The sequence below is a fragment of the Klebsiella sp. X1-16S-Nf21 genome, assembly GCF_002837615.1.
In the GTDB taxonomy this organism is placed as follows: Bacteria; Pseudomonadota; Gammaproteobacteria; order Enterobacterales; family Enterobacteriaceae; genus Klebsiella; species Klebsiella variicola.
In genome coordinates this window covers 17,118-31,382 of the sequence record NZ_PJDK01000005.1, presented here as the reverse complement: position 1 = coordinate 31,382, position 14,265 = coordinate 17,118, and the positions used below count along the sequence as shown (strand labels likewise).

The window sequence follows — 14,265 nt, the reverse complement described above, 5'->3', positions numbered from 1 at the left end:
TTACTGCTTCTGCTGGCTTTGCAGAATAATAAATACCGTACGGCGATCGCTGACGACACCTTCCCGCGTCTCATTACCCTGAAATTCCTGCGGCACAAAAAATGCCCGGCGTCCGAAGACGCCAGACACTGTAGTCATAAACTAGCGCGCGCCGGCCACCTCGCGGTGACCAGACGCTTCACAGTACGCGCACCGCTTCCATCACCAGATAACCGGTCGCGCCCCAGATAGCAACTGAGACCAGGGAAACATAAACCAGTGCGCGAATACCTTTTTTAGACATATACCCTCCCAACGTCGGGGAAATAGAATTCAGGCTATCATCGCCGGTATTACCTCTCTATTTACTCAACGGCGGAGTGACGGTAACAACGTTTTCGGTGAGAAAATGTTTCGCATTGAAAATAATTACGAGAGGCGTAAAGAAGTGCGAATTCTGGTGAAGTTATGGCGGGCAAGCGCATTATTTTTCAGCGAATCGCTGGCAAACCAGGAATAATCTTAATGTCCGATTGGTGAATTGTTCACCGGGTTCAGTACGTTCTGATACACGAATTTTGTTGCGTCGGACGTCGCTTTCTGCGGAAATAGCAACAGCGTTCAGCTGGTATTAACCGCTTGAAATCAGACGGTTTTGCCAGCGGCAGCGTCAGCCCGTCTCGCCTGATGGCAACGGTTTGGCCTGCTTAGAATTATTGTTTACTTTCAAAAACTTAAATCTCCTGCTACTGTCAATAGACATCATAGCCTCCCCAGAGAGTGATATGCGTAGAGACGTTCTGTTATTGCTGTGTTCATTTTATCTGTTACCTCTGGGCGCACATGCCGATGATAGCGGACTGAGCGCCAAAGATATTAAGACGCTGTTTTTCGGCCATGATGACCGAAAAGCGGTGAGCCACCCCGAGGAAAGCCCGTGGGATGCGATCGGCCAACTGGAAACCGCCAGCGGCAATCTGTGCACAGCGACGCTTATCTCCCCTCACCTGGCGCTGACCGCTGGCCACTGTCTGTTGACGCCTCCGCGCGGCAAACCGGACAAAGCGGTTGCTCTGCGCTTTATTTCGCGCAAGGGCGGCTGGGTATATGAAATTCACGGCATTGAAGGGCGAGTGGATCCGGCCTTAGGTAAGCGCCTGAAGGCCGATGGCGATGGCTGGATCGTGCCCTCCGCCGCGGCGCCGTCAGATTTTGGCCTGATCGTACTGCGCTATGCTCCCTCGGGCATCACGCCGATCCCACTCTTCCCGGGTAGCAAGACCGATCTCACCGCTGCGCTGAAGGCAGCGGACCGTAAAGTGACCCAATCGGGATATCCGGAGGATCATCTGGATAATCTGTACAGCCATCAGGATTGCATCGTGACCGGCTGGGCGCAAAACAGCGTGCTGTCGCATCAGTGCGATACGCTGCCTGGTGACAGCGGGTCGCCGTTGCTGATGAAAACGGAGGACGGCTGGCAAGTGATCGCCGTGCAAAGCTCCGCTCCCGGTCCGCAGGATCGCTGGCGGGCTGACAACCGCGCCATTTCGGTTACCGGCTTTCGCGATAAGCTGGAAGCACTGGCCGGAGAGTAATCACCCCTGCGACTGACGCCGCTGCAGCAGATCGGCGATCGGCATCGGTTTACTGAAATAGTACCCCTGAAGCCGGTCGCAGCCGGCCCGCCGCAGCAGCGTCAGCTGCTGCAGATCCTCAACCCCCTCCGCCACGACCGTCATCCCCAGCGCGCGGGCAATGCGCACCGTCCCGCGCACCATCTCCGCCGCCTGTTCATCGCTGTCCACCCGCCCGGCGAGAGATTTGTCGATCTTCAGGCTATCAAAGCGAAAGCGGCGTAAATAGCCAATACTTGAGTAGCCAGTGCCAAAATCGTCCAGCGCCACGGCAATACCCTGGGCCTTCAGATTCTCCACCACCGCCTGCGAACGTTCCGGATTTTCCAGCACATAGCTCTCCGTCACCTCCACCTGCAGGCGCGACGGCGGAAAGCGGCAGGCCGCGACGGTCTTCATCACCCGGTTTTCAAAAGCCGGGTCGCGAAATTGCGCTGGCGAGATGTTCACCGACAAAAGGAGATCGTCAACCGGCTGCAGGTCGCTGCAGGCGCGTTGCAGAACGAACTGCCCGAGGGCATCAATCAGGCCGCTGCTCTCGGCGATGGCAATAAACGCATCCGGCGCCAGCGCCCCCTGCGGGCGTCGCGGCCAGCGCAGTAGCGCCTCCACGCCGGTCATCGCCAGGGTATCGGCATCGACCACCGGCTGATACCAGACCTCAAATTCATCCTGCTCCAGCCCCTGGCGGATGCCGTTCTCAATCATCAGTTGATGACGCCGCACAGCATCCAGCGCATCGTCATACCAGGCCGTCCGCCCCTTCCCGCTCTTCTTGGCGTGGTACATGGCGATGTCGGCCCGGCGAAACAGCTCGGTACTGGAACATTCCGCCGGGGCGCCGCTGGCGATGCCAATGCTGGCGCCGATATAAATTTTGCGTTTGCTGAGCGTCACTGGCGCTTTCAGCAGCTCCAGCGCTGCCCAGGCGAACGCCGCCGCCCGGTCAATCGCCTTTGCGCCGCTCACCGCCATGGCGAACTCATCCCCGCCCATCCGCGCCAGCATGGCCCCCGTCGGTACCCGCGTCTGTAGGGCGCTGGCGATATGGCGGATCAGGGCGTCGCCGACATCATGACCATAGTTATCATTGACGTCCTTAAAACCATCCAGATCGATAAACACCACGCACTGAATATCGTGTTTCCCCGTCTCGCATACCTGGCTTAACCGCAGCAGAAGCGCTCGCCGGTTAGGCAGTCGGCTCAGCCAGTCAATCATGGCTATCTCCCGCGCCTGACGCTCCCCGCGCGCCAGCTTATACATGCCCAAACTGCTAAAAAGGATAAACAGCAGGATCAGGCTGGCCGCCATCCCGGCGATCAGTCCCATGCTGCCTGACGAGGCCTGCGCCGCTTCAGCGCCAGGCAGGCGCGGCTGCCAGGCCAGGTATCCCAGCACCTCACCCGCCTGCGTTCGCAGCGGAATACGGTAGGCGCCGGGACCCTCGGCGAGATGCAGATGACGAATCTGAAAGGTGTCACCCAGGCGCTCCAGCAGTTGGGGGTTGATATGCCGGGTAATCACCAGATAGCGCCGCGTCGCATCAAATACCTGAAGCCGCTCTGTCGTTGGGCGTATCAGGCCGATGCCGACAAAGGCGATCCCGGCCTCCGTGCGCGTGATACCGGCAAAGGCGTTTTTTCCCTCACGCAATGCCTGTGCGTGAGAGCGGATCAGACTGGTCAGCCCAGCCCCAAGAAATGAGAGGTCAGTCCGGGGCAGCACCTGGCTCTGAAAGGCGCCCCATAGGATACGATAATGTTCATCGAGGACAAAGGTGCCATCGTACAGGTTATTGATTTTGAAGCCTGATCCCCAGGAATCGTACAGCCATTTCTGATCGAGTGACGGGGCGTAGGTCTGCGTTACCGCGTCATCCCAGATGGCATTGTCCAGCACCAGCGACAGCACCCGATTGACCGAGGTCTGTACCGCCCCTTCCACCGACAGCACCGAACGCTGCTGATCGATTTCATTAGATTTGCTGGCAATCAGGTGTTGTGAGAGATACAGCAGAGAAATGACCGACGCGGTGAGTCCAAGGCCGGCGAGGAATATCATTATTGACAACGTCCTGGCGGAAGGAATTTTCCGCCAGCCGAAAGCAGTGAACATGCGCAGTCCTCATCGTCACCAGGCACACTATCAGCGAGGGGCTGATCTTGAGTTAAGCATACTACAGAGGACCTGTTTTGCCGCCTGGCTTTGCAGGCGGCGAGACGTCAGGCGAGTTTAATTAACACCATGCCGGCCACCAACAGGATGAGCCCCGCCCAGCCTTTGTTATTCAGGCGCTGACCAAACAGCACCCAGCCGGCGGCGATGGTCGCCGCGATACCGAAGCCGCCCCACAGCGCATAGGCGACCGAGAGATCGATCCCTTTAACCGCCTGCGACAGGGCGCTGAACGCGCCCAGCACCGCCGCCAGGGACAGGATGCCGTAGACTTTGCGGCGGAAGCCATCGGAAAACTTCAAAAAGACGTTGGCAATGATTTCAAGCACGATGGCGACGGCCAGCCACGCGGCGTGGATCCACTCAAACTGCTGCATGGGCCACCTCCTGCTTTGACGACGCTTTTTTCTGGGTGCCGGACTTAATTAAGACGATCCCCACCACCAGGGTGGTCAGGCCGGCGATCTTCAGAGGCGACAGGCTTTCATCAAACAACAGCACGCTAAACACGGTAATCAGCAAAATGCCGATCCCTTCCCATAGCGCGTAGGCCACACCCAGGGCAATTTTTTTAACCGCAAAGGCAAGAAAAATATATGACAGAGCAATCATGGCCAGCATTAAAATAAAACCGGTATGACCACCGCTCACGCTCGCCCATTTCATCGACAAGGTGCCGGTAATTTCAGCAACAATAGCTAAAGCTAATAAAATCCAATAAAACATGATCCCTTCTCCTGCTTGAGAATATAATCCATTACCGTTTACGCGAGGCGTAAACAGGAAAATTTCTGACGTAGATTTCGCTGTGCGCTTGGCGCCAGCTCAGGCAGAGAGAAGGTGACTATAGCGCCGAATGCCAGTGCTGCTCGCCGGCAAAACGGGAAAAAGAGAGAGAGACTGCGGGGTGGTTTAAAATATACATCCTGAACTGATTGTCCATAAAATTACAATTATCCGCGGTGTTGCTTCTCGTCCGTTGCGGATGAAAATTGTCCTCAGTAGTTATACACAGATAAATTTGTAGCATAGTGCTACATTTAATTCAAAGAATTTGCAATTCTTTACGCCGCCGTTTTGCTTCAATGCGTTTTTTCTGCAAAAAAACGTCATTATGCTAATGTAACGCAACCTGTTAATAGGCAAGGAAGATTGAGGTCGGGACCTATGGCTAAACCCATTATTACACTTAACGGATTAAAGATGGTCATCATGCTGGGCATGCTGGTGATCATCCTTACCGGCATTCGCTTTGCGGCGGACATTATTGTCCCCTTTATTCTCGCCCTCTTTCTGGCGGTGATCATTAATCCGCTGGTACAACTGCTGGTCCGCTGCCGGGTCCCGCGCGTGCTGGCGATCTCGATGCTGATTGGCCTTATCGTCATGCTGGCCATTGTGCTGCTGGCCTCGCTGGGGACCTCGCTTAACGAGCTGGCGCGCACCTTACCGCAGTATCGCAACTATCTCTACGAGCCGATGCAAACCATCGCCCCCTGGCTGCAGCGCATGGGGTTCACCATCTCGGTGGTGGAGCTGAATAAATACATCGACCCTAACGCGGTGATGACGCTGGTCACCAGCCTGCTCACTCAGCTGTCGAACGCGATGTCCTCGATTTTTCTGCTGCTGCTGACGGTGGTATTTATGCTGCTGGAGGTCCCCCAGCTTCCCGCCAAGCTGCAACAGCTGATGTCCCGTCCGGTTGAAGGGATGGGCGCCATTCAGCGGGCCATCGACAGCGTGTCGCATTATCTGGTGCTGAAAACCGCGATTAGCCTGGTTACCGGCCTTGTGGTCTGGGGCATGCTGGTGCTGCTGGACGTGCGCTTCGCCTTCATGTGGGGACTGCTGGCCTTCGCGCTCAACTATATTCCCAATATTGGCTCCGTGCTGGCGGCCATCCCGCCGATCCTGCAGGTACTGGTGTTTGGCGGGCTGTACGAGGCGCTGGTGGTCCTGGCCGGCTACCTGATCGTCAACCTGGTGTTCGGCAACATTCTGGAGCCACGGGTGATGGGACGTGGCCTGGGGCTCTCCACGTTGGTGGTGTTTCTGTCCTTGATCTTCTGGGGCTGGCTATTGGGCCCGGTCGGCATGCTGCTGTCGGTGCCACTGACGATTATCGCCAAAATTGCCCTCGAGCAGACCAGCGGCGGTCAGAGTATTGCTTTCTTATTAAGTGATGTCAGTAAAGAATAACCCCTTCCCACGGCCGGCCGTGTACCGGCCGGCTTGCTCACCTGCGCTCTTCCCGTAGACCACTACGCCTTTCGTATTATTGATCCCTATCACAAACGGTAAGACCCAATCGTTACTCTAAAGCTAACAATCAGCCGCCGTGCTTAATTGATGCGCAGCGCCGCGCATCGCACACTAACTTCCACCAGGACAAACGAAACGATTTGTCGAATCAGGAGGTTAACAATGAATGCTGAACAAACGACGGGACGGCTCTGGAACCGTCGCCGGACGGAAAAACAGCGGCGGCTGGCCGAAGCGAAGATCGCCGGCAAAGTCATCCCCACTGACCAGCTGGTCAGCGTAATGGAAAATCTGCTCGCCCCGGGCGATCGGGTGGTGCTGGAAGGCAACAACCAGAAACAGGCTGATTTCCTCTCCCGCATGCTCGCCGAGGTCAATCCGCAAAAAATTCACGACCTGCATATGATTATGCCCAGCGTCGGGCGCAGCGAGCATCTGGACCTGTTTGAAAAAGGCATTGCCCGTAAACTGGATTTCTCTTTCTCCGGCACCCAGAGCCTGCGCATTTCGCAGCTGCTGGAAGATGGCCTGCTCGAAATCGGCGCCATCCACACCTATATCGAACTCTACTCCCGCCTGTACGTTGATCTGTCGCCAAACGTCGCGCTGATCGCGGGCTATAAAGCCGACCGCAAAGGCAACCTGTACACCGGGCCAAGTACTGAAGATACCCCGGCGCTGGTCGAAGCCGCCGCCTTCCACGATGGCATTGTGATAGCCCAGGTCAACGAACTGGTGGACGACGAATGCGATCTGCCGCGCGTGGATATTCCCGGCTCGTGGATTGATTACGTGGTGGTCGCCGACAAACCGTTCTTCATTGAACCGCTGTTCACCCGCGACCCGCGCCTGATTAAGCAAGAACACATTCTGATGGCGATGATGGCGATCAAAGGCATCTACGCGGAGCATCAGGTGCAGTCGCTTAACCACGGTATCGGCTTTAATACCGCTGCTATTGAACTGCTGCTGCCCACCTACGGCGAACAGCTCGGCCTGAAAGGCAAAATCTGTAAACACTGGACGCTGAATCCGCATCCGACCTTAATCCCGGCCATCGAGAGCGGCTGGGTGGAGAGCGTGCACTGTTTCGGCGGCGAACTGGGGATGGAAGAGTACATCCGCGCCCGCCCGGATATCTTCTTTACCGGCCCGGATGGCTCAATGCGCTCTAACCGCGCCTTCTGCCAGCTGGCAGGTCAGTACGCGGTAGATATGTTTATCGGTTCGACCCTGCAGGTTGATGGCCTGGCTAACTCCTCCACCGTCACCCGCGGCCGCCTATCCGGCTTCGGCGGCGCGCCGAACATGGGCCACGACCCGCACGGTCGCCGCCACGCCACCCCGGCCTGGCTCAATATGATCACTGAACCAGACCCGATGCAGCGTGGGAAAAAACTGGTGGTGCAGATGGTCGAAACCTTCCAGGCCGGCGTGAAACCGACCTTCGTTGAAACCCTCGACGCGGTTGAGGTGGCGAAAACCTCCGGCATGCCGCTGGCGCCGGTGATGATTTATGGTGATGACGTGACTCACGTGCTGACCGAAGAAGGTATCGCTTACCTGTACCGCGCGGAGAGCCTTGAAGAGCGCCGGGCGATGGTCGCCGCGGTGGCCGGGATCACCGATATTGGCCTCGGGGTGGACGCCAAACGCGTCGCCGCCCTGCGCCAGAGCGGCAAAGTGGTCTACCCGGAAGATATCGGCATTCGCCGTAGCGATGCCACCCGCTCGCTGCTGGCGGCCGGCAGCGTCGCCGACCTGGTGGAGTGGTCCGACGGACTGTACAACCCACCGGCAAAATTCCGGAGCTGGTAATGAAAAATCTCTCCCCCCTGCACGCAGAAAGCCGCATCAGTTGGCTGGCGCATACCGCCAGCGCGTGTCTGATTGACGAAGCCCGCCTGAGTCCGAAACCGGGTCTGGTCGATAGTCGCGGCAACGGCGCGCATCAGGACCTGACGCTGGCACTCATGGAACGCTCCGCCCGCAGCCTGCAGCCGACCTTTCACGCGCTGGCGCAGCAAAGCTGGCAGCGTCCGGCGGATATCGCCCTGCGCGAAACCGTCGGCCGCCTCGGTCGCGAAGGTGAAGCGCAGATGATGATGGCGACAGGTGGAGTTAACACCCACCGCGGCGCCATCTGGGCGCTGGGCCTGCTGGTCAGCGCGGTGGCGATGTTGGGTGGAGAGGGTCAATCACAGGCGATCGCCGCCGCCGCCGCCGCCCTCGCCCGCCTGCCTGACGGTTTCGCGCCGAAAAGCTTTAGTAAGGGTCTGCGCGCCAGCCGCCGCTGGCAGGTGCCGGGCGCACGCGAGGAAGCGCAGCGCGGATTTCCGCATGTTACCACCCTGGCGCTGCCGCAACTGCAGCAAAGCCGGGCGCGAGGCGCCAGCGAGCCGCAGGCGCGCCTTGATGCGCTGATGGCCATCATGACCTCGCTGAGCGATACCTGCGTGCTGTCGCGCGCCGGCATGAACGGCCTGCACGCTATGCAGCAAGGCGCTCGCGAGGTTCTGGCGGCGGGCGGTTGCGCCAGCGTCGCCGGTCGCGCCGCGCTGGCGCGCCTTGATGCGCAGATGCTGGCGCACAACGCCTCGCCGGGTGGCGCGGCCGATCTCCTTGCCGCCACCCTGTTTCTCGACCGGGTTGCCGGCTAACGCATTCAGAGGATGTTATGGAACAGATTACATTGTCATTTCCTGCCAACCGCGCCCTCAGCGGCAAAGCATTGGCAGGGGTCGTAGGTTCAGGCGATATGGAAGTGCTTTATACCGCCGCACAGAGCGCCACGCTCAACGTACAGATCACTACCTCCGTGGATAACAGCCAGGCGCGCTGGCAGGCGCTGTTCGACAGGCTGAACCTGATCAACGATCTGCCCGCCGGGCAGTTGATTATCCACGACTTCGGCGCCACGCCGGGCGTCGCCCGTATTCGTATTGAACAAGTCTTTGAGGAGGCCGCTCATGCGTAACGATCGCAGCTTTATCGAACTGCGCGCTCGCGAACGCGCCCACGCCCTGCTGGACGACGGCAGCTACCGCGAACTGCTGGATCCGTTTGAAGGCATTATGTCGCCGTGGCTCGGCGCACAGGGAATCGTCCCGCAGTCCGACGACGGTATGGTGGTCGCCAAAGGCACGATCAACGGCCAACCTGCGGTGGTGATTGCCATCGAAGGCACCTTCCAGGGCGGCAGTATGGGTGAAGTCTCCGGTGCCAAAATGGCCGCCGCACTGGAGCTGGCGGCGGAAGATAACCGCAACGGTATCCCGACCCAGGCGGTACTGTGCCTCGAAACCGGCGGCGTACGTCTGCAGGAGGCCAACCTCGGTCTGGCCGCCATCGCCGATATTCATGCCGCGATTGTCGACCTGCGCCGCTACACCCCGGTCGTCGGGATCATTACCGGTACCGTCGGCTGCTTCGGCGGCATGTCCATCGCCGCGGCGCTGTGCAGCTACCTTATCGTCACCCGTGAAGCCCGTCTCGGCCTCAACGGCCCGCAGGTTATCGAGCAGGAAGCCGGCATTGAAGAGTACGACTCCCGCAACCGGCCGTTTATCTGGAGCATGACCGGGGGTGAAATTCGCGCCGCCAGCGGCCTGGTCGACGCGCTGGTTAACGATGGCGTTAATGCCGTTAAAACCGCAATGAATGAGGCGATCGCCAAAGGCGTACCGGCCCAGCACCGTAGCGACAACTATGACGATTATCTGCGTCGCTTGAGCCAGTTCGATACCCGCCAGCAGGCGGATACCGCGCAGATTAAACAGCTTTTTGCCCGGGAGGATAAATAATGAGTCAGTTCCCAAACCGCGCCGCGCTGTGGCTGAATAAACTGGCGCCCGACGCGCCGCTGATGAGTGGTCTGTGCCCGTCGGTGCAGGTCGCAGATGGCCAGATTGATGGCGAAAGCGTCCGCTTTATCGCCGTGGTGCCAGACGCCAACAACCACTACCCGCGCGCCGCCGGCGGCGAAGTCGGCTTGCTGGAAGGCTGGACGCTGGCGAAAGTGGTCAATGAAACCATCGCCGCTGACGCCGACCAGCCTGTCAAACGGCCGATCGTCGCGGTAATTGATGTCCCGAGCCAGGCCTATGGCCGCCGCGAAGAAGCTTTCGGCATCCACCAGGCGCTGGCCGGGGCGGCAGGCGCCTATGCCAAAGCCCGTCTTGCCGGCCACCCGGTGATTGGCCTGATTGTCGGAAAAGCGATGTCCGGGGCGTTTCTGGCCCACGGCTACCAGGCCAACCGCCTGATCGCCTTTAACGATAGCGGCGTGCTGGTCCACGCGATGGGGAAAGAATCGGCGGCGCGCATTACGCTGCGTACCGTAGAGGCGCTGGAGAAACTGGCGGCGACGATCCCGCCGATGGCCTACGACGTCAGCAACTATGCGACGCTCGGCCTGCTCTCCGCCCTGCTCGATATCAGCCATCCGGATGCGCCAGACGAAGGCGATCTGTCGCTGGTCAGCCGTACCCTGCGCGACGCCATCGCTGACGCGCGCAAAGATACCTCGCTGAAGTGCCGCCTGGGCGCGGAAAACCGCCGTAGCTCACAACTGGTTCGCGATCGCATGCGCGCCAGCTGGTAAGACGTTCGTACGTAAGTAGTAGAAGAAAACCTGCCGGAAGCTGTCCCCCGGAGCGCGGAATACACGCTCCGGGAAGGGACGGCTTTTAGAAAAAATAACAATCGCGCCAGTACTCTATTTTATTTACAGGTGATTTATGACTTATGTGATTATTCATGCTCTTGCCCCGATTTTCGTCATTATGCTGCTGGGCTTCTGGGCCGGTAAGGCCGGGATGGTAGATAATAAAAATGTCTCCCTGCTCAATATCTTTGTAATGGATTTTGCCTTACCCGCCACGCTGTTTAGCGCCACGGTACAAACGCCGTGGGCCGGTATCGTCGCCCAGTCGCCGCTGGTGCTGGTGCTGACCGGCGCGATGTGGATCACCTATGCCGCGATCTACTTCCTCGCCACCAGCGTGTTCAAACGCACGCCGCAGGATGCCGCGGTGCTGACCCTCACCGTCGCCCTGCCAAACTATGCCGCGTTGGGTCTGCCGATCCTCGGCAGCGTGCTGGGTGAAGGCGCGTCAACCTCGCTGTCGGTGGCGGTCTCTATCGCCTGCGGCTCGGTACTGATGACCCCGTTCTGCCTGCTGATTCTGGAACGTGAAAAAGCCCGCGCCGCAGGTGAAAACAGCGGTTCTACGCTGGCGATGTTGCCGGTGCTGATGTGGCGTTCGGTGAAAAAACCGATCGTCTGGGGCCCACTGCTTGGGGTGGTGCTTTCCGCGATCGGCATAAAAATGCCGGAAATGCTGCTGGCCTCCATTAAACCGCTGGGCCTGGCCGCCACCGCCGCCGCGCTGTTCCTCACCGGGGTGATCCTGTCGGCACGTAAACTGCAGCTCAATGCGCTGATCGCCACTTCCACCATCGTGAAACTGCTGGTGCAGCCGTTTATTGCCTGGGGTCTGGTGATGCTGCTGGGTCTGCACGGCTCTATCGCCATTACCGCGATCCTGATGATTGCCCTGGCCGCCGGCTTCTTCGGCGTGGTCTTCGGCAACCGCTTCGGCGTCCAGTCTCCTGATGCTGAAGCCGTGCTGCTGTTAAGCTCGGTTCTGTGTATCCTGTCGCTACCGCTGTTTATCTCTTTGACTTCAGGACTGTAAACCATGTCATCAACGCCGCGTCCCCACGATTTACTCTGGTTAAACCACGCCAGCGCCCTGGAGGCTATTGCCGAGCCGTGGGTGGCTCAGCAGTGGCGAGCCGCGCTGCCGGTGGTGGTGAGACGCGACGTTGATAACCAGGCCCGCATCCCGGTGGGGGTGCGGGGCATGAAGCGCGAGCAGCGCGCCGCCGGTTGGGTCCAGGCGCACAATATCGTGCGCTGCGTGACGCCGGAAATGCTGGTGGAGCGCGAGCGTCTGCTGGGCTCCCCTTTTGTTTCACAGCCGCCGGTTCAGGCGGCTATCGCCCTTACCTTATACCCCTGGTCCTGGGGCTGGGGCGTCACCGGCAGTACCGGCTATGCGCTGGCCACTGAGATCCCGGTACTCCATGCGGCAAGCGATCTGGATCTGCTGATCCGCGCGCCGCAGCCGCTGGATCGCGAGGCGCTGCGCGAGTGGCAAGCCCGTGTGGCCCAACTGCCGTGCCGCGCCGATACCCAGGTAGAAACGCCCTACGGCGCCTTCGCCCTTAATGAGTGGCTGCGCGATGGCCGTGCGCTGCTGAAAACATCCCATGGCGCACGCTTAACCGCGACGCCGTGGCACAGGGAGGAATGATGAAGATTTTATTTACTTTTCCCGGTCAGGGCGGCCAGCGCCCCGGCATGCTGGCGGCCATCCCCGATCGCGAGGCTATCTTCACCCAGGCGCGCGCCGTGCTGGGGGATGAAGTCGCTACTCTCGATAGCGCCGACGCGCTAAAACACACCCGTGCGGTACAACTCTGTCTGCTGATCGCCGGGGTCGCCTGGGCGCGCGAGCTACAGCGCCAGGGCGTGGATCCGCAGATGGTCAGCGGCCTCTCTATCGGCGCGTTTCCGGCCGCGGTGATTGCCGGCGCGCTCGATTTCGCCAGCGCGTTGCGGCTGGTGGCGCTGCGCGGCGATTTAATGGAGCAGGCTTATCCCGAAGGTTACGGGCTGACAGCGATTATGGGGCTGACCCGCCCGCGGGTTGAGGCGCTGATGCAGGGCCACGAGGTTTATCTCGCCAACCTCAACGCCGAAACGCAGATCGTGATCGCCGGGCGCGATGAGGCGATGGCCGAGGTGGCGCAGCTGGCGCTGCGGGCTGGCGCCAGTAAAGCCCAGCGGCTGGCGGTCAGCGTACCCTCGCACTGCGCACTGCTGGATAAACCCGCCGCAGCGCTGGCAAAAGCCTTTGCCGACGTCACCTTAACGCGCCCTCAGCGCGCCTATTTAAGCGGCTCGACGGCGCGCGTGCTATGGGATCCGCAGCGGATCGCTGACGATCTGGCGATGAACATGGCGCGCACCGTGCACTGGCAGGAGGCGATGATCGCCGCCGATGAACGCGACGCCAGGCTGGCAATCGAGATGCCGCCCGGCGGGGTGCTCACCTGCCTGACCCGCCAGGCGGGCTGGCGCGGCGAGACCATTTCGCTGGAGCGCAGCGGCGTAGACGTCGCCCGCCATCTGGCGCAGCGGCTTAGCGATTAATACTGCGGGCGTACATCCGCCCTTCCGCCGCCAGCGCCAGCAGGTCGGCATCGCGCTCGCGATGGTGCGAATAGACGATAGAGATCAGCTGGCGCATCTGATAGGGTTCCGCCAGCTTTAACAGCTGCACATCGTTTTCATAGACTTTCTTCATGCGTCCCGGCAGCAGCGCGAAGCCGACGCCCGCCTGCACCAGACTTATCATCGAAAAGATATCATTCACCCGGGTCACAATTTCCGGCTCAAAACCGGCCACCTGAAAGGCCTCCTGAAACCCGGCATAAGTCGCAAACCCTTCCGCCAGCGAGACAAATTTACGATCGGCGTAATCGCGTAGATCGGCGAGCTGAGTGGTATCGAGCTGTTCCGTCGCCGGCGCGGCGAGGAAGATATCATCTTCAAATAGCGGCACCACGTCGAAAGCCGAATGATTGTACTCGCCTTCATTGGTGGCGATTAAGATAGCATCCAGCGCATCGTCCTCCAGCATATCCAGCAGCATCTGGTTAGAGCCCATGGTCAGATCCAGCTCCAGCTCCGGGCGACGCAGCTTCATCCCCATAATGATGCGCGGAACGGTTTCCAGCGTCAGCGAATAGAGGGTACCGATGCGCAACCGCCCCTGACCGACGCCAGCGACTTTGCGCGTCGCCTCAAGACCACGGCTCATCAGACTCATCACATCCTGGCAGTATTCAAGCAGCGTCCACGCCGCCTGCAGCGGCAGCAGGTTGCGCCCTTTGTGGACAAACAGCGGGCAGCCGACCCCCTCTTCGAGCGTATGCAGCGCGCGGTGCACGCTAACGCTGCTGAGCTTCATGGCTTCGGCGGTTCTGGCGATATTGCCCTTCGCCATAAACATCATAAAGACCGATAGCTTGCGGAAGGTGATCTCCTGGTTGATATCGTCTTTCATAGCCCTTCCACACTCCTGGTTATCGTTTTTCTTCAGTAATTCAAGGCAGTATAACAATAACCCTCACG

The 14,265-nt window shown here is 59.5% G+C and carries 15 protein-coding genes; 10 read left to right on the top strand and 5 right to left on the bottom strand.

The window, feature by feature from the left end:
• Positions 1-138, bottom strand: coding sequence for a hypothetical protein (locus CW267_RS30305; protein WP_153690771.1), 138 nt, complete (start codon positions 136-138; stop codon positions 1-3).
• A 626-nt stretch (positions 139-764) separates the two neighbouring features.
• Here CW267_RS30305 and CW267_RS03880 point away from each other — a divergent pair.
• Positions 765-1,577, top strand: coding sequence for a trypsin-like serine peptidase (locus CW267_RS03880; RefSeq protein WP_165787420.1), 813 nt, complete (start codon positions 765-767; stop codon positions 1,575-1,577).
• Here the strand turns inward: CW267_RS03880 and CW267_RS03875 are convergent, their stop codons facing one another.
• The 3 genes from CW267_RS03875 to kpnE all read right to left on the bottom strand — a co-directional run bounded on the left by CW267_RS03875 (position 1,578) and on the right by kpnE (position 4,520).
• Positions 1,578-3,734 (bottom strand): putative bifunctional diguanylate cyclase/phosphodiesterase, encoded by a 2,157-nt coding sequence (locus CW267_RS03875; protein ID WP_086893131.1) that lies wholly within the window; start codon positions 3,732-3,734, stop codon positions 1,578-1,580.
• A gap of 107 nt (positions 3,735-3,841) precedes the next feature.
• Entirely contained in the window at positions 3,842-4,171 is a 330-nt protein-coding gene (gene kpnF, locus CW267_RS03870; RefSeq protein WP_008805028.1) for a multidrug efflux SMR transporter subunit KpnF, read from the bottom strand.
• Entirely contained in the window at positions 4,158-4,520 is a 363-nt protein-coding gene (gene kpnE / locus CW267_RS03865; protein ID WP_008805029.1) for a multidrug efflux SMR transporter subunit KpnE, read from the bottom strand. Before kpnE ends, kpnF begins: the two co-directional genes overlap by 14 nt.
• Before the next feature lie 441 nt (positions 4,521-4,961).
• Here kpnE and CW267_RS03860 point away from each other — a divergent pair, with 441 nt between their 5' ends.
• The 9 genes from CW267_RS03860 (at position 4,962) to mdcH (ending at position 13,281) form a co-directional block, all read left to right on the top strand.
• Positions 4,962-5,996 carry an AI-2E family transporter gene (locus CW267_RS03860; protein ID WP_100781043.1) on the top strand — a complete coding sequence of 345 codons (1,035 nt, stop codon included), beginning with the start codon at positions 4,962-4,964 and terminating at the stop codon, positions 5,994-5,996.
• A gap of 225 nt (positions 5,997-6,221) precedes the next feature.
• Positions 6,222-7,877, top strand: coding sequence for a malonate decarboxylase subunit alpha (gene mdcA / locus CW267_RS03855; protein WP_032735509.1), 1,656 nt, complete (start codon positions 6,222-6,224; stop codon positions 7,875-7,877).
• Positions 7,877-8,719 carry a triphosphoribosyl-dephospho-CoA synthase gene (locus CW267_RS03850; protein ID WP_032735508.1) on the top strand — a complete coding sequence of 281 codons (843 nt, stop codon included), beginning with the start codon at positions 7,877-7,879 and terminating at the stop codon, positions 8,717-8,719. The genes mdcA and CW267_RS03850 overlap by 1 nt, the downstream gene beginning before the upstream one ends.
• A gap of 17 nt (positions 8,720-8,736) precedes the next feature.
• Positions 8,737-9,036, top strand: a complete 300-nt coding sequence (gene mdcC, locus CW267_RS03845) for a malonate decarboxylase acyl carrier protein (protein WP_032735506.1) — start codon at positions 8,737-8,739, stop codon at positions 9,034-9,036.
• Positions 9,029-9,862 (top strand): biotin-independent malonate decarboxylase subunit beta, encoded by an 834-nt coding sequence (locus CW267_RS03840; RefSeq protein ID WP_012541866.1) that lies wholly within the window; start codon positions 9,029-9,031, stop codon positions 9,860-9,862. Before mdcC ends, CW267_RS03840 begins: the two co-directional genes overlap by 8 nt.
• Positions 9,862-10,662, top strand: coding sequence for a biotin-independent malonate decarboxylase subunit gamma (mdcE, locus tag CW267_RS03835; RefSeq protein ID WP_022066046.1), 801 nt, complete (start codon positions 9,862-9,864; stop codon positions 10,660-10,662). The genes CW267_RS03840 and mdcE overlap by 1 nt, the downstream gene beginning before the upstream one ends.
• Positions 10,663-10,798: 136 nt before the next feature.
• Positions 10,799-11,758 (top strand): AEC family transporter, encoded by a 960-nt coding sequence (locus CW267_RS03830; RefSeq protein WP_012541868.1) that lies wholly within the window; start codon positions 10,799-10,801, stop codon positions 11,756-11,758.
• Between the two features lie 3 nt (positions 11,759-11,761).
• Positions 11,762-12,379: a malonate decarboxylase holo-ACP synthase gene (locus CW267_RS03825; protein WP_022066048.1), complete on the top strand. Its 618-nt coding sequence runs from the start codon at positions 11,762-11,764 to the stop codon at positions 12,377-12,379.
• Positions 12,379-13,281: a malonate decarboxylase subunit epsilon gene (gene mdcH / locus CW267_RS03820; RefSeq protein WP_012968320.1), complete on the top strand. Its 903-nt coding sequence runs from the start codon at positions 12,379-12,381 to the stop codon at positions 13,279-13,281. Before CW267_RS03825 ends, mdcH begins: the two co-directional genes overlap by 1 nt.
• Here the strand turns inward: mdcH and CW267_RS03815 are convergent.
• Positions 13,271-14,197 carry a LysR substrate-binding domain-containing protein gene (locus CW267_RS03815; RefSeq protein ID WP_072045575.1) on the bottom strand — a complete coding sequence of 309 codons (927 nt, stop codon included), beginning with the start codon at positions 14,195-14,197 and terminating at the stop codon, positions 13,271-13,273. The two genes, mdcH and CW267_RS03815, sit on opposite strands and share 11 nt — an antisense overlap.
• Positions 14,198-14,265 lie beyond the last annotated feature (68 nt).